Annotated in this window: 20 protein-coding genes; 12 read left to right on the top strand and 8 right to left on the bottom strand. The window is 63.4% G+C overall.

Annotated elements, in window-relative coordinates; genetic code table 11:
- The first annotated feature begins 19 nt into the window (after window positions 1-19).
- From AC2TZ7_RS02530 to AC2TZ7_RS02520, 3 genes are all read left to right on the top strand, one after another.
- Window positions 20-1,654 carry a hypothetical protein gene (locus AC2TZ7_RS02530; protein ID WP_489865782.1) on the top strand — a complete coding sequence of 545 codons (1,635 nt, stop codon included), beginning with the start codon at window positions 20-22 and terminating at the stop codon, window positions 1,652-1,654.
- An 89-nt stretch (window positions 1,655-1,743) separates the two neighbouring features.
- A complete protein-coding gene (locus tag AC2TZ7_RS02525; RefSeq protein ID WP_098412322.1) occupies window positions 1,744-2,523 on the top strand; it encodes a MipA/OmpV family protein in 780 nt (259 codons plus the stop codon).
- A 123-nt stretch (window positions 2,524-2,646) separates the two neighbouring features.
- Window positions 2,647-3,309: a CerR family C-terminal domain-containing protein gene (locus tag AC2TZ7_RS02520; RefSeq protein ID WP_489865781.1), complete on the top strand. Its 663-nt coding sequence runs from the start codon at window positions 2,647-2,649 to the stop codon at window positions 3,307-3,309.
- A 52-nt stretch (window positions 3,310-3,361) separates the two neighbouring features.
- Here AC2TZ7_RS02520 and AC2TZ7_RS02515 read toward each other — a convergent pair whose 3' ends face one another.
- Window positions 3,362-3,535: a DUF1328 domain-containing protein gene (locus tag AC2TZ7_RS02515; RefSeq protein WP_075776656.1), complete on the bottom strand. Its 174-nt coding sequence runs from the start codon at window positions 3,533-3,535 to the stop codon at window positions 3,362-3,364.
- Window positions 3,536-3,712: 177 nt separating this feature from the next.
- On the opposite strand from AC2TZ7_RS02515, the gene AC2TZ7_RS02510 reads away from it, so the two are divergent.
- From AC2TZ7_RS02510 to AC2TZ7_RS02500, 3 genes are all read left to right on the top strand, one after another.
- Window positions 3,713-3,907: a PLD nuclease N-terminal domain-containing protein gene (locus AC2TZ7_RS02510; RefSeq protein WP_098412320.1), complete on the top strand. Its 195-nt coding sequence runs from the start codon at window positions 3,713-3,715 to the stop codon at window positions 3,905-3,907.
- Window positions 3,908-4,015: 108 nt separating this feature from the next.
- Complete coding sequence (locus AC2TZ7_RS02505; RefSeq protein WP_098412319.1) at window positions 4,016-4,435, top strand: phage holin family protein; 420 nt, start codon at window positions 4,016-4,018, stop codon at window positions 4,433-4,435.
- Window positions 4,432-5,604 (top strand): hypothetical protein, encoded by a 1,173-nt coding sequence (locus AC2TZ7_RS02500; RefSeq protein ID WP_489865780.1) that lies wholly within the window; start codon window positions 4,432-4,434, stop codon window positions 5,602-5,604. Before AC2TZ7_RS02505 ends, AC2TZ7_RS02500 begins: the two co-directional genes overlap by 4 nt.
- A gap of 176 nt (window positions 5,605-5,780) precedes the next feature.
- On the opposite strand, the gene AC2TZ7_RS02495 is transcribed toward AC2TZ7_RS02500, so the two are convergent.
- The gene (locus tag AC2TZ7_RS02495) at window positions 5,781-5,978 is read right to left on the bottom strand and encodes a CsbD family protein (RefSeq protein WP_489865779.1); all 198 of its coding nucleotides are present in this window, start codon (window positions 5,976-5,978) and stop codon (window positions 5,781-5,783) included.
- Between the two features lie 158 nt (window positions 5,979-6,136).
- Between AC2TZ7_RS02495 and AC2TZ7_RS02490 the strand changes: the two genes are divergently transcribed.
- Window positions 6,137-7,210: an AI-2E family transporter gene (locus AC2TZ7_RS02490; protein ID WP_489865778.1), complete on the top strand. Its 1,074-nt coding sequence runs from the start codon at window positions 6,137-6,139 to the stop codon at window positions 7,208-7,210.
- Between the two features lie 24 nt (window positions 7,211-7,234).
- Here AC2TZ7_RS02490 and AC2TZ7_RS02485 read toward each other — a convergent pair whose 3' ends face one another.
- The 4 genes from AC2TZ7_RS02485 to AC2TZ7_RS02470 all read right to left on the bottom strand — a co-directional run bounded on the left by AC2TZ7_RS02485 (window position 7,235) and on the right by AC2TZ7_RS02470 (window position 11,451).
- Window positions 7,235-8,806, bottom strand: a complete 1,572-nt coding sequence (locus AC2TZ7_RS02485; RefSeq protein WP_489865777.1) for a phospholipase D family protein — start codon at window positions 8,804-8,806, stop codon at window positions 7,235-7,237.
- 64 nt (window positions 8,807-8,870) lie between these two features.
- Window positions 8,871-10,721 (bottom strand): histidine kinase dimerization/phosphoacceptor domain -containing protein, encoded by a 1,851-nt coding sequence (locus tag AC2TZ7_RS02480; RefSeq protein WP_489865776.1) that lies wholly within the window; start codon window positions 10,719-10,721, stop codon window positions 8,871-8,873.
- Window positions 10,718-11,308: an RNA polymerase sigma factor gene (locus tag AC2TZ7_RS02475; protein WP_098412313.1), complete on the bottom strand. Its 591-nt coding sequence runs from the start codon at window positions 11,306-11,308 to the stop codon at window positions 10,718-10,720. Before AC2TZ7_RS02475 ends, AC2TZ7_RS02480 begins: the two co-directional genes overlap by 4 nt.
- Window positions 11,305-11,451 carry a NepR family anti-sigma factor gene (locus AC2TZ7_RS02470; RefSeq protein ID WP_098412618.1) on the bottom strand — a complete coding sequence of 49 codons (147 nt, stop codon included), beginning with the start codon at window positions 11,449-11,451 and terminating at the stop codon, window positions 11,305-11,307. Before AC2TZ7_RS02470 ends, AC2TZ7_RS02475 begins: the two co-directional genes overlap by 4 nt.
- A 97-nt stretch (window positions 11,452-11,548) precedes the next feature.
- Between AC2TZ7_RS02470 and AC2TZ7_RS02465 the strand changes: the two genes are divergently transcribed.
- Window positions 11,549-12,346 (top strand): response regulator, encoded by a 798-nt coding sequence (locus AC2TZ7_RS02465; RefSeq protein ID WP_489865775.1) that lies wholly within the window; start codon window positions 11,549-11,551, stop codon window positions 12,344-12,346.
- A gap of 94 nt (window positions 12,347-12,440) precedes the next feature.
- Here AC2TZ7_RS02465 and AC2TZ7_RS02460 read toward each other — a convergent pair whose 3' ends face one another.
- Entirely contained in the window at window positions 12,441-14,339 is a 1,899-nt protein-coding gene (locus tag AC2TZ7_RS02460) for a glycoside hydrolase family 15 protein (RefSeq protein WP_489865774.1), read from the bottom strand.
- A gap of 169 nt (window positions 14,340-14,508) precedes the next feature.
- Window positions 14,509-15,198, bottom strand: coding sequence for a GntR family transcriptional regulator (locus tag AC2TZ7_RS02455; RefSeq protein WP_489865773.1), 690 nt, complete (start codon window positions 15,196-15,198; stop codon window positions 14,509-14,511).
- A gap of 415 nt (window positions 15,199-15,613) precedes the next feature.
- On the opposite strand from AC2TZ7_RS02455, the gene ehuB reads away from it, so the two are divergent.
- The 4 genes from ehuB (at window position 15,614) to ehuA (ending at window position 18,688) form a co-directional block, all read left to right on the top strand.
- Complete coding sequence (ehuB, locus tag AC2TZ7_RS02450; protein ID WP_098412309.1) at window positions 15,614-16,456, top strand: ectoine/hydroxyectoine ABC transporter substrate-binding protein EhuB; 843 nt, start codon at window positions 15,614-15,616, stop codon at window positions 16,454-16,456.
- A 76-nt stretch (window positions 16,457-16,532) separates the two neighbouring features.
- A complete protein-coding gene (gene ehuC / locus AC2TZ7_RS02445) occupies window positions 16,533-17,198 on the top strand; it encodes an ectoine/hydroxyectoine ABC transporter permease subunit EhuC (RefSeq protein ID WP_489865772.1) in 666 nt (221 codons plus the stop codon).
- Window positions 17,199-17,201: 3 nt separating this feature from the next.
- Window positions 17,202-17,873, top strand: a complete 672-nt coding sequence (gene ehuD / locus AC2TZ7_RS02440; RefSeq protein WP_078541419.1) for an ectoine/hydroxyectoine ABC transporter permease subunit EhuD — start codon at window positions 17,202-17,204, stop codon at window positions 17,871-17,873.
- Window positions 17,873-18,688: an ectoine/hydroxyectoine ABC transporter ATP-binding protein EhuA gene (ehuA, locus tag AC2TZ7_RS02435; RefSeq protein ID WP_489865771.1), complete on the top strand. Its 816-nt coding sequence runs from the start codon at window positions 17,873-17,875 to the stop codon at window positions 18,686-18,688. Before ehuD ends, ehuA begins: the two co-directional genes overlap by 1 nt.
- Window positions 18,689-18,740 lie beyond the last annotated feature (52 nt).

The raw sequence follows: 18,740 nt of genomic DNA, 5'->3' as shown, positions 1-18,740 counted from the left end.
CAAGGCTGAGGACTGACGGATGCTGCGGATTTCGATTTTGGCGCTGCTGAGCACGACGACGATGGCGGGGGCGGTCGATCTGAAGACCACGGTGCTGGACAATCCGACGGCCTATATTCCTCCGCAATGCTATACCAAGACGGAAGACACGGCGGGCGAGGTGCATAACCCCTGCCAGACCTGTCACACCTATCCGCGCCATCCGAACTATGTGCGCGATGCCGATCTGCAGACCGAATATGCGTTTCCCGGCCCGGCGCTCGAGAACCCGTGGCGCAACCTCTTCGTGGATCGCCGCGCCGAGGTGGCCGCGACCGACAGTGCCGAGATCCGCGCCTATGTGCGGCAGGACAATTACCACGATGCCGAGGGCGGGATCGCCCTAGCCGCGAAGCTGGCCGATCCGCCTGCGGCTTGGGACGTGAACGGCAATGGCGAATGGGACGGCTATATCCCCGATGTGCAATTCGCCTTCGACGAAGAGGGGTTCGACCGCGCCCCCGATGGAAGTCTCACTGGCTGGCGCGCTTTCGCCTATCAGCCGCTGCCCGGCACGTTCTGGCCGACCAATGGCTCGACCGACGACGTGATGATCCGTCTGCCGGAGGCGTTCCGTCAGACGGCCGAGGGGGTCGAGGATGTCACCATCTACAAGACCAACCTCGCGATCGTGCAGGCGCTGATCACCCGCGCGGATGTCGCGATCGAGCCGACCGATGAGGTCGCGATGGGCGTCGATCTGGACCGCGACGGGGTGATGGGGCAGGCGGAGGTGGTGAAATTCGCCTTCGCGCCGCTCGACGGGATCACGATGCATTGGGCGGGGCGCGCGGGCGTCGAAGGCGCTCGGCTTGCCGCCGGGCTTTATCCCAAGGGCACGGAATTCGTGCATTCGGTGCGCTATATCGACCCGACGCCCGCGGGCGTTGAGATGGCCGCGCGGCTGAAAGAGCTGCGCTACATGGTCAAGACGGATTGGGAGAGCTATGCCGATCTGGAAGAGACCGCGCTGGCCGAGCTGAAGGAAGACAGCGCCTTTCCCGACCGCACCAAGCAGTTCTTCGGCAGTTCCGAGACCGGCGTGCCCAACACGTTCGGCTGGCGGCTGCAGGGCTTCATCGAGGATGCGACGGGCGATCTGCGCCCGCAGAGCTTCGAGGAGACCGTGTTCTGCGTCGGCTGTCACGGCACGCTGGGCGTCAATGACGATTCCACCTTTGCCTTCGCGCGCAAGCTGGGCAAGGATTCCTATCGCGGCGGCTGGTATCACTGGACGCAGAAGGGGCTGGCGGGCACGCCCGACCGGGTCCGCGCCGATGGGAATGGGGATTACGCCCATTACCTGCGCACCAACGGGGCCGGGGACGAGTTCCGCGCCAATGCCGAGCTCATTGAGGAGTGGCTGGAGGCGGGCACGCTTCCGCCCGGGAAAGAGGCCGCTCTGGCCGAGGATATCGGCCCGCTGATCCTGCCCTCGCCGGAGCGTGCCGATGCGCTCAACGCGGCCTATCGGATGATCGTGCGCGACCAGAGTTTCACCCAAGGACGCGATGCGACGGTGGCTCCGGTCGATGGCACGGTCTGGCGCGAGGTGGAGCAGGATCGGCCCACCGGGATCGAGGAAATCGCCCAGCCGTGGTATAAGCGCCGCTAATCCGCAGCAAACTGCGCCAGCCGATTGCGTTTTTCGCGGTAAATTGGCAGTGTTTGCGCAAATCGGTACATGTTTTCGGGAGCGCCATCATGGCAAAAGTCATCCGCCACCTTTCCGCAAGCGCCGCCATCGCGGTCGCTGCTGTCTGCACCGCGGCGAGCGCGCAGGCAGAAAGTGGCGTGACGTTCACCATCGGTGGGGGCGCACGCTATGCGCCGTCCTATTTCGGCGCGGATCATTACGACACCAATCCCACCGCGAAGGTGAAGCTCAACAGCTTCACGCTGCAGGGGATGCGCTTCGGCTCGGACGATCCGAATTACGAGAAGCTGGGGCCGAACGTGCATGGCTCCTTCCGCCTCGTCCGGGGGCGCAATTCCAGCGATTATTCGGAGATCGCGGGTCTCGACGATGTCACCACCTCGCTCGAACTGGGTCTCGGGCTTGGCTATCAGGCGCCGCAATGGGGCGCTTTTGCCGATATGCGCTACGGCGTGGTCGGGCATAATGCCGTCGTCGCCGAAATCGGCGCCGATTGGAAACCGATCAAGACCGACAATTTCAAGCTGAGCATCGGGCCGCGCGTCTTCTATGGCTCGAGCCTCTATAACCGCACCTATTTCGGCATCAGCCCGTCGGAATCCACGGCAAGCGGTCTGGCGGCCTATTCGCCCGACGGCGGCCTCGTCTCGACCGGTCTGGAACTGTCGGCGACCTATCAGCTCGGCAATGACTGGGCGGTCGAGGGCAAGCTGAACTACGATCGCCTGCAGGGCGATGCGGCGGACAGCCCGATCGTGCAGCAAGGCTCGCGCGAGCAAAGCTCGGTCTCGCTGATGCTGACCCGCCGGGTGAGCTTCCCGTTCTGATCGGGACAAAACTTCCTAAGAGACACGTAAAGCCAAGCCGCATGGGTCGCCTATGCGGCTTGCTTTTTTCGGGCTCCGCCGCGCATGTTGGCGGCAGATTTCCTCTCCAGACGTGATGCGCCGATGACCCAGACACAGCCGCAAGCCCGCGACGGCACCGCGCGCGCCCTGATCGAAGCCGGGATGCGCCTGTTCGGGACGAAAGGGTTCGCGGCCACCTCGACACGGGAACTGGCCGAGGCGGCGGGCGCGAATGTCGCCGCGATTTCCTACCATTTCCAAGGCAAGGAAGGGCTGCGCCGCGCCTGCGCGCTGGAATTCGTGCACCGTATGGAAGAGGTGATGCGCCCGCTCGGGCCCCCGGAGGCGCTGTCGCCCGAGGAGGCGGAGGCGGAGCTCAAGGCGCTGATGGAGGCGATGATCGAGCGCATCCTCACCCGGCCGGATGCGGCCTCGATGATCGGCTTCGTGATGCGCGAAGTGACCGAAGGCGGCGAAACGCTCGATATTCTCTATGACCGGCTGATTGCGGTCGCGCATGGGCGGTTGCTGGCGCTTTGGGCGCAGGCGAGCGGGACGTCGCAGGACGATCCGGAGGGCGCGCTGCAGGTCTTTGCGATGATCGGGCAGGTGCTCTATTTTCGGCTCGGTGCGGAGGTCGTGCGCCGCAAGATGGGCTGGTCGGAGATCGGCGCGGCGGAGGCCGGACAGATTTCCCGGGTCGTCGCAGGCAATCTCGATGCGATGCTGGCGCAGGCGCGCGCGGGGACGGCTCCCAGCGCATGAAAAAGGCCGCCCCGGACAGGAGCGGCCTGAAATAGTCCTAGCCTCTTCGCGTTTACACCGGCGGTTTGCCTTTTACCGCACGGGCGACCATGGCCACCACGAACAGGATCAGGAAGACCACGAAGAGGATCTGTGCGATCCCGGCAGATGCGCCTGCGATGCCGCCAAAACCGAGCGCCGCGGCAATCAGCGCAATAACGAGAAAAGTCAGTGCCCAACCAAGCATGGGTATTCTCCTTCGGATGTTGCGTACATTAGCGCTGAGTGCTGCGCTTTCATGGCATCCAAACGTGCCATTTTGGCGAAAGTTCCATTACTCTGAGTCAGCATTTTCGAGGAACATCGCGCGCTTTCCGGCGTTTGGGCGGCGATTCACAACCTCACGAAAAAGGGAGATGGGGACATGGAAATGAATATGACTGGCCTTGGCGGCTTCTGGGGTATCGTATTGCTCGCACTCGATATCTGGGCGCTGGTTTCGATCATCGGGTCGAATTCCAGCACCGGAAAGAAAGTGCTCTGGGCGCTTCTGGTCTTCTTCCTGCCGCTGATCGGCTTCCTGATCTGGCTGGTGGCTGGGCCGCGCGCGGCGAAATGACGAAATCCGGCGCGGGATGTGCGGAGACCCTGACGGAACCGCACTCCCCAACCGGCGTTGAAACCACAGAAACGCGGCAAGAGGTCGCGACATGTTTGGGAGAGGTCGATGAGTCACCACGATACCGAGGACCCTGACGGCCACGAAGGCCGCGGAACGGTGAGCGATTTGCTCAATCGCGTGATCGAGCAAACGCGCGAGATCGCACGAACCGAAGCGGAATTGGTCCGTGCCGAAGCTGCCCACCGGGCCGGCCTCGCACGCAATGCCGTCATCCTCGGTGCGATCGCTCTGGTCTTCGCTCTTGGTGCGATCTTCCCCCTGACGCAATCCGCCATCTACGGGTTGGAATGGGCCGGTCTCGATCGGGGGCCCGCCACGCTGATCGTCGGCGCGGTGCTTCTGATCCTCGGCATCATCTCGGCGCTCATCGCCGCGGCGAAGCTGCGCAAAGTGTCGAGCCCGCCCACCCGTCTCAAGGAAAACCTGTCTGCTGACGCGCAGGCGCTGAAGGAGAGTTTCAAATGACCGAGAAGAGAACCATTGAGGAAATCGAGAACCGTCTGCGCCAGGACCGTGCCGATCTCGCATCGACGCTCGGCGATTTGACCGGGCGCATCGCCCCGGACTATGTCTCCGAACAAGTGTCGCAAGTCGTGCGCGACTACGCCGCGCCGGCTGCGCGCAGTGCCGAACAGGCCGTGCGCAAGAACCCGGTGGCTTTCGCCCTCGCGGGGGCCGGGATCGCGTGGTTGCTGCTGCGCCAGCGCAACTCGGCCACGGTCGAGGAAGAAAACCTGGTGGCCGATGCCGATCCGCTCGTGATGCCGAGCGAAGCGGGCGCGGATGGCTGGATCGACGAGATCGACACGCTGCGCCACGATGCGTCGGTGCGTCTCGAAGATCTCGAAGCCGAGCAGCGCAGCTCGACCGACAAGGCGCGCGACTTCGTCAAGGAGCGCTCCGAGGTGATGCAGAAATTCGCGAGCGACCTGCGCGATACGCTGTCCTCGGGTCTGAGCGACCTCAATGAGGATGCGCGCGACCGTGTGATCCGGGCCCGCGAAAGAGCCTATTCCGCCCGGATTCGCCTGCAGGACGGTGCAACCCAGGCCGGGTTGACCGGCAAGCAGATGGTCAAGGACCACCCGCTGATCGCTGCCGCTATCGGCTTTGCGATCGGCGCCGCGATCTTCAACGCGGTGCCCAAGCCGGACGTCAATGTCAGCCGTCGCAGCTTCGGTCCGCGGGCGAACCGTCTGTTCGACGAGGCCGAGCGTCTTTACCGCGACGAGAAGCGCCGTGCGGGCAAGGCCGCCGATCATTTCACGGATGAGCTGAAGCGCACCGCGCGGTCGGTGATGAGCTCGGCCGGTGAAGAGGCCCGCAGCGCCGCACGTGATTTCGGCGATCAGGCGATGGCGGCCGGCGAGCAACTGATCGATCGTCTCTCGCGCCAGCTTGCCCAGGAAGCCAACCGCGCGCTGCGTGATGTCGGCGAGTCGCTGCAGAAAGGCGAGGCCGAAGTGCGCGCCGGGGCCGAAGAGGCCAAGGAGGCCGCGAAGGCCAAGGCCGAAGAGGTCGCGTCCAAGGCTGAGGCGAAGACCCATGAGGCGGCCGAGAAGGTGAAGGCGAACCATTCGGCGTCCTCCTCGACCAGCTCGGCATCTGCGTCGACCTCGAAAACCACCCACTGATCGGTGGAGCAGTTCTGAGAAGGCCGGGCATTGCGCCCGGCCTTTTTGCTTGGGCGGCACCTTGCGCGATGCGTGATCCCCAGCTGCAAAAGAAAAGCCGCAAAAGAAAACCGGCACCGCGATTTCTGCGGCGCCGGTTTTGCTGTTTTACGCTGGAATAGGGCCTAAATCACCGATCAGATCGAGCTCGACCACGTATCCACTTCGCGCTCGGCTTCCTCTTTGGTCTTGCCGTATTTCTTCTGGATCAGGCCGACCATCTGTTCGCGATGGCCCTCGGCCTCTGCGAGTTCGTCCTCGGTCAGTTCACCCCAGGTCTCGCGGGCCTTGCCCTTGAGTTCTTTCCAATTGCCTTTGATTTGATCCCAATTCATGGCGTCACTCCTTTCAAGATGCAGACGCGGGTTCAGGCGTCTGTCATCAACGTTTCGCCGAGAGCGATGTTCCGGTGCACGCCTGCGCAAAAACAAGGGAACTGGGTCTCGTCCAAGGGCGTTAGATCGCGAAACCCAAGAGGGAAGTCATTCTCGAAATGCATCGCCTGGAGACCCTGTCGCGCATCGCCTTGATTGTGATCGCTGTAATCGCTGTCGTGGCTGCGCTTAGCCAGGTGGAAAGCTTGCTCGCCCCCGTCGTGCTCGCGCTCGTCGTGGGGATCGTGCTTTCACCGATTTCCGATGCATGGGAGAAAAGAGGTCTGTCGCCTGTCTGGGGGGCACTTACCTCGCTCGTCATCTCTCTGATGATCGCCGTGCTGCTGGTGCTGGTGATCCAGCCGGTGGTTGCGGAGCTGATGCGTCAGGCGCCGAAGGTGATGGACGACATGCGCTCCACCATCATTCATATGCGCCACATGTTCCAAGGTATTCAGGACGCCTCGAAGGAGGTGAGCGACGCGATCACCCCGGCGGCGGACGCTGCGAAGGATAGCGGAGGCAATGGCGACAAGAGCGCCGTGCCGGATGCCAAGGATCTCGTCATGCTCGCCCCGGCTATTATCGCGCAGGGGCTGATCTATATCGGGGCGCTGTTCTTCTTCCAGCTCTCGCGCACCGAGATCTACAACTGGATCGCGAAGCACCTTGCCGAACCGTCGAACCGCGGCGCGACGGCTGCGCGGCTGCGCAAGGCGGAGACCCGGGTGTCGCGCTATTTCCTCACGATCACGGTGGTGAATGGCGGGCTCGGGCTGGCGGTGGGCGTCGCGATGCAGCTGATCGGGTTGCCGAATGCGGCGCTCTGGGGGCTGGTGGCCTTCCTGATCAATTACATCCTGTATCTCGGTCCTGCGGCGCTGATCATCGCGCTGGTTTTCGCAGGCGTGGCGACCTTCGACGGGATCCGGGTGATCCTGCCGCCCCTGATCTACGTGATGCTCAACGCGACCGAGGCGCAATTCGTGACCCCGGCCGCGATCGGGCGGCAGATGCGGCTCAACCCGCTTTTGGTCTTCCTGTCGCTGACCTTCGGGATCTGGCTCTGGGGGCCGCTTGGCGGGATCGTGGCGATTCCGCTGCTGCTCTGGGCGCTGGTGCTGACCGACAGCCTGCCGGACCCGAAATCCGAGGCGGAGCAGAAGCTCGAAACCAACGGAAAAACGAACTGATCCGGCGCGGCCCTTGGCCGCGGATCAGACCATCTCTTCGGGAATGAAGGGCAGCTTGCGCGCAATGCTGCGCGCGGCTGTCATGTCGTAGGGGAGCACGAAGCCGTCCCGGTCCTCGGGGGCTTTGGTGGCATTCGCGCGGGCAAGCTCCGCCCAGGCCGAGACCGCGCGCGTCGGATCGAAGAACGCCTCTTCCGGCGCGGGCGGCAGCCAATGGCGCATCAGGCGGCGGCGCATGGCCGGGATGCCGTCATTGCGGCGCAGATAGACGCCCGCCTCGCTGTCCCAGTGCAGCGACCGCCCGTTGAGGTTGGCCGAGGTGATCAGCGCCGCATCCTCGTCGAAGATCGAGACTTTCGCATGGACGTAGATCAGCGGCGCGCCACCGGTGCGCATCGCCCCGTCGTCATCGGGATCGGCGATGCGCGGCTCCGCCGGGCAGCCGATGAACAGGCGGCTGCCGAAGGCTTCCCGGATCGTGTCCAGCGCGCGGATCTGAAGATACTCGCCATAGCGCACGTCGCTGGTCGGGCGGTCGCCCATCATCAGCGTCTCGGGCGCGGCGGGCAACATCAGGATCAGGTTGAGATTGGGGTTCTCGCGCGCGGCCCGGGCCAGATGATTTGCGAGATTGCGCGAGCGGAAGAACTGGCTTTCGAGATAGATCAGCTTCTGCGCGCGCGCGATCAGCATCTCATGCGCGTTCTCGATCTCGGTGCGGTAAGTCTTCGGCCCGATCCGGAAGGTCGCGAATTTGCGCCGCTGCGAAAGCGTGCGGAGCAGGCGGCGCGGCGGCTTTGCGAGTTTGTCGCCGGCGCAGCTTTCGTGGAACGTCTCCAGATGGGCCTTCGCCTCGGCGACGACAGGACCGGTCATCATCAGCTGCACATCGTGCCAGGTCTTCTCGCCGTTGCGCTCGTGGACGGGCGTGTCGAAGCGGCGATTGTCGAGATCCAGCCCGCCGATATAGAGCTTCTTGTCGTCGAACACGGCGAGCTTCTGGTGATGCGTCGCGGGGAACAGCTTCGGCGGGGCCGCGCGGAACTTGCGGAAGATTTTGCTGTCCGATCCGGCCTTGAGATATTCCCGCAGCCCCGGCATGTCGCGCATCGCCGTCAGCCGCTTGGCCTCGTCCATCTCGTTGAGCCAGTCGGCATGGTTGCCGAGCTTGTAATAGACATAGGGCCAGAAGAGCGTGCGCGGCAGGATGCCCGATTGCGCCGGATGCATCAGCGCGCGCAGCCGCAGATTGGCGTTCGGCCCGGCCAGTTCGCGCGCGGCGCAGAACATGCGGATCGAGGACCACGTCATGCGGTGTAGCTCTGGCTTGGCGCATGGGTCGAAGTCGGTCAGGTCGATCTGCATCGCCACGCCGCGTTTGAGCAGTTGGATGATCAGGTCGAACCAGGTCGCGCCGATCGCGCGCCCGCGATTTGATTTCAGCTTCGTATTGAGGTCGAAGACGCGGAAGGAGCCGTGGATCGAGTGTCGCGCGTCGAGGAAGGCGTCTTCGAGCACAGGGTAAGCCTCGGCTGCTGTCAAAAGCAGTTTGACGCGGCTCTCGGCGTGAACTCCGGCTTGTTTAAGACGTTCCATGCGGCTCGTTTTTCTGAACGGCCGCGAGGGTGACCAGACGTCGCCGCGGCAGCAGGTATCTCATTCAATGGCTCTCTTCAGAAACTGTTTCGGGCTTCTGAGATTTCAAGCGCTCTTCGTGACGCAATTCGCTCTCGACGAGGGGGCGCAATGTGAAGTCGGCATTGAGCATATACTCCTCATCACTGGTCTCGATCTCGATCGTGCCGGAGAGCTGCTGCACGAAGGCGTTCACCAGTTGCGAGCCCAGCCCGGTGCCGTCTACGGCCTCTAGAGGCGGGGCGTCCTTATCGACGGTGTTGCGCACGCATAGCCGCGCCTGCATCCCTTCGAGCTTGCGCAGCGAGATGTCGAGCTTCGGTTTGTCGTCGCGGGCGGAGGCGTATTTCATCGCGTTGGTCATCGCTTCGGTCAGCAGAAGCGAAAGCGGCACCGCCTGATCGGGCGTCAGGTGAATGTCGTCGATTTGGCAATCGACCGCGATGTGGCGGCCCGGCCCGGTCGCGAGGCGGGTGATCTGGCGCACGATATCGGGCAGCAGTTCCTGCGCGCGGATATCGGTGAGGCCGGAGGTCTGGTAGAGGCCGCGGTGGATCGTCGCGAGCGAGATGACCCGCTCCTGCAGCGATTTCATCAGGCCCTTGGCTTCGGGCGTGCGCGCCTGCCGCATCTGCATGTTGATGATCGAGGCGATGAGCTGGAGGTTGTTCTTCACCCGGTGGTGGACTTCGCGGAGCAGCACTTCCTTGTGGTGCACCATGTCTTCCAGTTCGGCCTCGTCATGCAGGATGGTCTCGGTCATCCGGTCATAGGCTTCGGCGAGATCGCGGATTTCCGAGGGGGCGGTCGACAGGTTGAGATTGCCCACGATCCGGCTGCCGGTGGCGAAGCTGGTGATCGCGCTCGACAGTTTGCGGACATGGCCGATCACCAGTTTCTGCATCGCGAAATAGGCGACCAGCAGGCTCGCCATCCACATCAGCGCGGGGAACAGCACCGGCGAGATATCGGCGAAGGGGCTCAGCGCCGAGGCCGCCTGTGCGGGCCAGCTGCCGAGTGCGTAGAGTTGGTCGGGGACGAGTTCGACGACGGAATAGACCCGCTCTATGCCGCGATTGGAATCCCCCGAGAAGGTCACCGCGCCATTCCCCGCCAGCAGTTTCAGCGAGCGATCCACGGGCAGGTGCGACTGCGTGTTCGCCAATCCGTCCGAAGAGGTCAGGATCGTGCCTTCGCGGTCGAAGGTCATGATCACCAGAGGCCGGTCATCTGCGAGCTTCGGCCCGTCTTTCGCCAGCGAAAGCGAAGAGTGGCTCATCGAGATTGCGATGATCCCGATATGATCGCCCGCCGCGTTGTAGACGGGATGGGCCACGCCCAGCACCGAGGTGCCCGACACCGGCGCGTCGCGATTGACGTAGAAGCTGGTGCGATCCGCGGTCATCATCTTCTCGAAGATGTCCTGACCTTTGAAATCGTAACTCTTCCCCGAGTTCGAGCAGGTCATCTTGCCGCTGTCGGGGATGAAGGACACGAGCGAGAATTCGGGGAAAGCGCCCGAGATCTGCCGCATCCAGTCCGAGCAGGCCTCGGCATTGCCCACGAGCGGCTGCACCGTGCTGGCAAGGACGCGGGCTGCGTCCTGTGCGTGCTGGATCACACGTGTCTCTCCCGCCACGGCGCGCATCGTCTCGCCCATCAGGGCGGCCTCGGAGCGCGCCTGCGCTTCGCGCACGACCGAGGTCGATTGCAGCACGGCGATGATCAGAAGGGGGAAGAGCGCGACAGCCAGCATGAAGGCCAGACGCACACCGAGCCCGTCGAAAAACGGAATGACGCCCCGTTTCCTAGCTCGAAACGGGGCGTGATCGCTGTAGTGCTCGTCGTCTGCCGCTTCCGCGGCCTCCGAATTCATGCGGCGGCAACTCCGGATTTGCCCATCACGGCGAGTGAATTTCGATCCTCACCGGACAGGATGTCCTCACCTTCCGCCAGCCCGAGCATTTCCGCAAGCCGGGCGCGGGCTCGGTTGGCGCGACTTTTCACCGTGCCGACCGCGACGCCCATCATGCCTGCGGCTTCCTCGTAGGAGAAGCCCGAGGCGCCGACGAGGGTCAGAACCTCGCGGTGTTCGGGGCTGAGCTGATCGAAGGCCTCGACGAAATCGTTCATCGCGAGACGTCCGTCATGCGCAGGCTTTTCGTAAAGCGAGGCGGCGTGAATCCCTTCCGGGTCGGCGACCTCGCGTTTGCGCTTGCGGCGGTCCGAATAGAAGGTGTTGCGCAGGATCGTGAAGAGCCATGCGCGCAGATTGGTGCCGCGCTCGAATTTCTCGATATTCGACCACGCCTTGACGATCGTGTCCTGCACGAGGTCGTCGGCGGAGGCCGAATTCCGGGTCAGCGACAGGGCGAAGGCGCGCAGGGCCCCGAGATGATCGGGCAGTTCCTCACGCGGATCGCGCGCTTCGGTAGACGAGTTGGCTTTGGAGGACGAAGTCATTTTTCGCCCTCCTTCGCCTTGAGTTGCGCCAGCAAATCCTTGAACCGATCCGGCACTTCTTCTTGAAGCGCCTCCTCATAAACCCTCTTCAGGTTCTGATTGATCTGGTCCCTGATACTGGACTTAGGCTTTTCGTCTGCCATATCACTATACATCCGGTTTCGATCCCACTCACTTTGCATGGAACCGAACGCGGGGCCAGAGAGTTTGGTTCCCGAAAAAACGCAAAAGGGGGTTTTCATGTCCGAAGACATCGCCGGCACCATCGGAGCCAACCTGCCGTATCTGCGGCGTTACGCCCGAGCCCTTACCGGCAGCCAGGACAGCGGCGACAGATACGCCGCGGCTACGCTCGAGGCTATCCTCGAAGACACTTCGCCTTTCGAGAACAACGATCCGAAGCTCGCATTGTTCCACGCCTTCCATCTGGTCTGGGCGTCGGCCGGTGCGCCGCTGGGCGAGCCGGACAACCGGCTCTCGGCACGCGCGCAGGATCACATGTCGACGCTGACGCCGAACACGCGCGAGGCGCTTCTGCTGCACTCGATCGAGGGTTTCCGCATCGAGGAGATCGGCACGATCATGCAGGTCGACACCGACGAGGCGAAGGAACTGATCGACATCGCGATCCGCGAGATGGAAACCTCCATCGCGGGTAAAGTGATGATCATCGAGGACGAGGCGATCATCGCGATGGATATTCGTGCCATCGTCGAGGATATGGGCCACCAGATCACCGGCATCGCCCGCACCCGCACCGAAGCGGTGGAGCTTGCCTCGGCAGACAAGCCCGACCTAATCCTTGCCGACATTCAGCTGGCGGACAATTCCTCGGGCATCGACGCGGTGAACGACATTCTCGGCCAGTTCGGCAACGAGCTTCCCGTGGTCTTCATCACGGCCTTCCCGGAGCGTCTGCTGACCGGCGAGCGGCCTGAGCCCGCCTTCCTGATCACCAAGCCCTACACCGAGAGCCAAGTGCAATCGGCGGTGAGCCAGGCGATGTTCTTCTCCTCCACGGAGACGCTCGCGGCGTAACGGCGGGATCACGCGAAACGCATGAAAAAGGCGGCTCCGGGGATCGGGGCTGCCTTTTTTCACATGCGGGTCGTGCGGCTTTTTCTCAAGGCGATCAACCCTTCAACGCGCCCTGATAGGCGCTGATCGCCGCGATCATCCCGGCATGGGACAGCCCTTGCGGGAAGTTGCCCAACTGCGCGCCGGTCTCCGGGTCGTGTTCCTCGGACATCAGGCCGAGATCGGTCGTGGCTTTCAGCATCCCCTCGATCTGCGCCCTTGCCTCGTCGAGCCGTCCGGCCCGCACGAGGTAATCCGCCGCCCAGAAACCGCAGGCGTTGAAATGCCCCTCGATGCCGGGAAGCCCATCCTCCTGCACGTCGTAGCGCCGCAGATGGACGCCCGTGCCAAGCCGCTCGCGGATCGCCGTGTAGGTCGCGGTCATCTTCGGATCGTCCGCTGCGATCACCCCGATGCGCGGCATCAGCAGGACGCTCGCATCGAGCCAGTCTTCGCCAATCGCGCCGGTGAAGGCGCCGAACTCCTCGTTCCACGCTGCGTCCCGGATCAGCGCCTCGATCGCGGCGCGTTCGGCTTTCCAGAGCTTTGTGTCGGCGTCGATCACGCCGCGTTCAACCAGCGCGATCACCGCGTTCAGCGCGCCCCAGCACATCGCCTTGGAATAGGTGTGATGGCGGCGCGGGTCGGGCATTTCCCAGATCCCGTTATCGGGCCGGGTCCATTGCGAGACCACGACATCGGCGAAATTCGCAAGCCGGATGCCCTCGCCGGGATGCAATTTGCCGCCCGCATCGACATAGGCGCGCGCGGCCATGATCATCGAGCCGTAAGCGTCCAGTTGCAGTTGCGTCGCAGCGCCGTTGCCCAATTGCACCGGGGACGAGCGGCGATAGCCCTCGACGGTTTTCAGCTTGTGCAGCGAGACGTCGCTGTCGCCCTGCACCGTGTAGAGCGTGCCCAGTTCCGGAGCGGTGTCGCGGGTGGCCGCCATCATCCAGCGGAAGAACGCGTCAGCCTCTCCGGTCAGGCCCTGATCGAGAAAGGCATGCAGCACGAAATAGGCGTCGCGCAGCCAGCAATAGCGATAGTCGTAATTGCGGATGCCGCCGATCACCTCCGGCAGGCCCATCGTGGGCGCGGCGATCACGGCGCCGGTGGGGGCGTGGATCAGCAGCTGCAGCGCCATCAGCGAGCGTTTGAGTGGCCCGGAGAAAGGCCCATCGCCGAAATCCGTCTGCGACTGTCGCTTGCGCCATGCCTCGCGGGTCGCGGTGAGCGCCGCGCGGGCCGCGTCCATACCGCCGACATGGCCGTGGCCGCCTTGGGTGATGGTGAGGGTGACGTAGCCTTCCTCTCCGGCGGCGAGCGTGCCGCGCCCGTTCAGCCGCCCCGAGCCTTCGATCTCCAGCTCGATGGAGCTGTCGATCAAGACGATGTCGCCGTCTTGCGTGAATTGCCAGCTGCCTGGACCACGCCGGATGAAATCCGGGGTGTTCAGCGCGTAGTTGCAGCGCGGGGCGATGCAGATTTCGACCTCCGCTGCGCCGTCCTGCGCTTTGATCAGCCGCACGACGGAGCGTCCGAAACTCGCCGCTTCTTCGAGCGAGTCCGGGAGGTTCATGAAATCGGTGACCTTGAGCTGCCCGGCCTCGGTCGGGTGGGTCGTGGTCAGGATCGGACCGTAATTCTCATAGGCCCGTTCGGGGGTGGTCGGGCGGTCGGCATCCGGCACTGGCCCGACGTAGAAGGTCCCGCCGCGAAACTGGTCGAGCAGCCGTCCGAACAGCGGATCGCCGTCGAAATCGGGTCCGCAGAGCCAGTCGATCGCGCCGTCGCGGGCCACCAGCGCCGCCGTGCGCGTGTCCCCGATCACCGCGTAATCGCCAATCGGAAGATAGCCCCGCCGCCCTTCGAGAAAGCGCAGCGGTGGGCTGTCCGGATCGGGCGTGGTCTTCGCGGATCGGTCGGAGGAAGAGTGGGGGAGATCGGTCATGGAATGCATGTCCTTCGTCGGTATCCCCAGCGTCGCCCCCGGAGACAATCACATCCCTCTCAGTGATCGAACGGACCCGCCGCGCCGCAGTTCCTTGAACAAACCGTGTGCGCTCGAGAGCCGCGTGCGGCGCAAACCCGGTCGCGGGGGCTGCGGCTTCCTTCGTCCGCTAGGGCGCTTTGATCAGGACGGGCATCCGCGCGAAGCCCATCGAGATATGGCCGCGCCGCATATGGCCGAGCGCATCGAGATCGCCGAGTCGCAAGGCGCGCAGGATGTCGCGCAGCTCGTCATTGTAGATCTCGATCTCCTGCATCAGGTCGATCTGCGAGGCGGTGACCTGCTGCAGCCAGATCCGCGCCGTGCGGAAATACAGCGCCTCCGACATTTCCCTCAGCGGCGCATTCGCGGTCAGGTCCAGCAGGCCGAGGAAGGTATCGCGGTCCAGCTCGGCGAAAGCGCGGGCGGTGGGCGCATCGACAAGGGCGCGGCCGCGTTCCTGAAGCTTGAGGAAAGACGCGATCAGCGCGGCGCTTGGCGGCACCGGGTCGAGCGTGGTCTGCAGCACCGTGAGTTCGCGCCGCAGCCGGAAGACCTGAGCCAGTTCGGTGTAATCGACATCGGTGACGAACGTGCCGACCCCGTGCATCGAGCGCAGCATCCCGTCATCCTCGAGCCGCGCCAGCACCCGGCGCAGCGGTGTCCGCGAGATGCCGAATTCGGAAGCCAGCGCGGTCTCCGACAGGCGCATGCCGGGCGGGTAGTCGAGCAGGCAGATACGGCTACGAATTTCGGCATGGATGAGGTCCAAGCGGTCGCGGCCACGCAGCCGTTCCGGTTTGGGTTGCCGAGGGATCAAGGGTATCTCGTTCATCGGGTTTTGTCGTCTCTTCGCGCGAAGGCCATGATCGGCGGCGGCGGCGCGCAGGTCAATCTGCTTCGTGGCGACGGCCCAAAAGGCATTTCGATTTCACATATTGCGCCTGAGGAGGCGGAGCAATCGGCCAAATGTGGAGGTCGTTGCCCGCACAGGGCTTGCACTGCGTCCGCACGGGCGCGCGAGATATGCGCGTTCCGTGTTCAACGCTGCGATATTGGGCAATATTGGTGCACAACATCTGCGCAGGGAACTTCGCAACCCCACGATATCTGTCTGGCAACCCTGTATAATCAATGTGATCTGCTTGACACTCTCCGGAATCTCATAGGTGTTGTATACATCAAGCGCGGGAGGCTTTCGGCTTTCCGTTAACAAGAGCCAACAGGAGAGACGCATGAAATCGATTTGGAAATCTGTCGCCGCTGCCGGTATGGGCCTCGCGATGAGCGCGACCGCCGCACTGGCCGGACCCCTGATGGACCGTATCAACTCGGGCGAGCCGATCCGCATCGGCTTTGCGAACGAAGTTCCGTGGGCCTATCCGGGCGAAGACAACAAGCCGCTGGGCTTCGTGAACGCCTATGTTCTGGGTGTGCTCCACGAGATGGGCTATGACAACATCACCCCCGTCGTGACCGATTGGGGCGGGCTGATCCCGGGCCTCAACGCGAACCGCTTCGACATGGTCACGGGCGGTCTCTACATCCTCAACTCGCGCTGCCAGAACGTCGCGTTCTCGGAGCCGATGGCGAAGGTGGGCGATGCGTTCATCGTGCCCAAGGGCAACCCGAAGAACCTGAACAACTACGAGCAGGTCGCCAAGGCTGGCGCGACCTTCGTGACGGGGGCGGGCTATAACCAGGTGGAATCCGCGGCCAAGGGCGGCATCCCGGATAGCGACGTGATGACCGTGCCGGGTCCGACCGAAATCCTCGCCGCCGTGAAAGCGGGCCGCGCGGATGCAGGTGGCGTGACCTATTTCACCGCGCAGAACCTCGCCAAGCAATCGGACGGTACGGTTGAAGTGTCGGATGTGAGCCAGCTGCCGGAATGGACCCAGAACTGGGTCGGTATCGGCTTCCGCAAGGCGGATCAGGACTTCGTCGACAAGTTCAACGAAGCACAGAAGAAGTATCTCGGTTCGGACGCGATGATGAAAGCGGTCGGCGAGTACGGCTACTCGAAAGGCAACCTGCCGGGCGACAAGACCGCCGCAGAAGTCTGCAAGATGCGCTAAGCGCAGCTGCTGAAGACATGGACGGGCCAGCGCATGGCCCGTCCATTTTGACATTCACCGCCGGGGCGGGACGGGAATGAGTTACATAGAATTTTTCAAAGAATACGGGCCACGTTTCTGGGACGGGACGCTCGTAACGGCGGGGCAGTTTTTCCTGGCCTCCGCCCTGGCGATCGCCATCGCGCTTGTTGCCGGGCTGATGAAGCTCTCGCGCAACGGGCTGATCCGGGGCATCGCCGTCGTCTATATCGAGATTTTCCGCGGCACCTCGCTGCTGGTCCAGCTGTACTGGATCTTCTTCGTGCTGCCGCTGTTCGGGCTGACGCTGCCGAAATTCACCGCGGGTTTCGTCGCGGTGGGGATGAACCTCGGGGCTTACGGCGCCGAGCTGGTGCGCGGCGGCATCCAATCCGTGCCGAAGGGGCAATGGGAGGCGGCCTATGCGCTGTCGCTGAGCCCGATCAAGCGGATGTGGCGCATCATCCTGCCGCAGGCTTTCGTCAACATGCTGCCGCCGTGGGGCAACCTGCTGATCGAATTGCTGAAGAACACCGCGCTGGTCGCGCTGATCTCCGTGTCGGACCTGATGTTCGAGGCCAAGCAGATCAACGGCTCGACCTTCCTGTCGGCGCAGACCTTCGGGACGGCGCTGATCATCTACTACATCTTCGCGCGCTTCATCGTGACGCCGTTCATGCGCTGGCTGGAGCTGGTCATGCGGCGCAAGCTGGGGAGGGCCTGATCCATGGGGTTTAACTGGAACTGGGAATTCACCTGGGAAATCCTGCCCAAGCTGATGCATGCGACGCTCAACACGCTGATGGCTGCGGGCTTCGGCTATGCGATCGCGGTGGTGCTGGGCATGGTCTTCGCGCTGGCCCAACGCACGCCCTACTGGGTGCTGACCAAGGTCGTGCGCGAATTCATCGAGTTCATCCGCTCGACGCCGCTGATCCTGCAGATTTTCTTCGTCTATTACGTCGGCCCGCAATTCGGCCTGAAGCTGGGGCCGTGGACGGCGGGCATGATCGCGATCGGTCTGCACTATTCGGCCTATCTGTCGGAGGTCTATCGCGGCGGTCTCGACGCGGTGCCGAAAGGCCAATGGGAGGCCTGCACCGCGCTGAACATGTCGACCCGCGACACCTATTGGCGCATCGTGATCCCGCAGGCCATTCCGCCGGCGCTGGCCGGGATGGGCAATTACCTCGTGGGGATATTCAAGGATACGCCGATGCTCTCGGTGATCGGGGTGGCCGAACTGATGCACACCGCGAATGCGATCGGCTCGTCGAGCTATCGCTATCTCGAACCCTATACGCTGGTGGGGATCATCTTCCTCGCCATCTCGCTTCCCACCGCTGCCCTGATCCGCGTCTTCGAGGATCGCGTGCGGCGTAAACTCGGATTGAAATGATGGAAGACCTTTCGAACTATCCGCTCGAACTGACGGGCGACAACGTGCCGATGGTGCGGTTCCTGAAAGTCACCAAGCGCTATGGCGATCTGGTGGTGCTCGACCAGCTCGATCTCGACGTGGCCGAGGGGGAAATGGTCACGATCATCGGCCCCTCCGGCTCGGGCAAGACGACCGTGCTGCGGATGCTGATGACGCTCGAGACGATCAACGAGGGCGTGATCTACGTGGACGGCAAGCCGCTGACCCATATGGAGAAAAACGGCAAGCTGGTGCCTGCGGACCGCAAATATCTGCGCAAGGCCCGCAGCCAGATCGGCATGTGCTTCCAGCATTTCAACCTCTTCCCGCATATGACCGCGCTGGAGAATTGCATGGAAGGCCCGGTGCAGGTGCTGGGTCTGAAGAAGGCCGAGGCGCGCGAACGGGCCGAGGAACTGCTGGAGCTTGTGGGCATGTCCGACAAGCGCGACCAGCACCCCTCGCGGCTTTCGGGCGGTCAGCAGCAGCGCGTGGCGATCGCGCGGGCGCTGGCGATGCGCCCCAAGGTGATGCTGTTCGACGAGGTGACCTCCGCGCTCGACCCGGAGGTGATCGGCGAGGTGACCAACGTGATCCGGTCGCTGGTGGATAAATACAATCTGACGATGCTGATGGTGACGCACCAGATGGGCTTCGCGAAGGACATCTCGGATCGGGTCTGCTTCTTCTACGACGGCAAGATCGAGGAGCAGGGCGCCCCCGAGGATCTCTTCGGCAATCCGCAGAAAGAGCGCACGCAGCAATTCCTCTCGGCGGTGAAAGAGGCCGACTGACGCGCCTCACGATGTCGCGCAATGGCCTGTCTGAAAAGGTCATTGCGTGCGC

This window comes from Thioclava sp. ISO4 (genome assembly GCF_058105145.1).
This window is presented reverse-complemented; position numbering and strand designations above follow the sequence as displayed.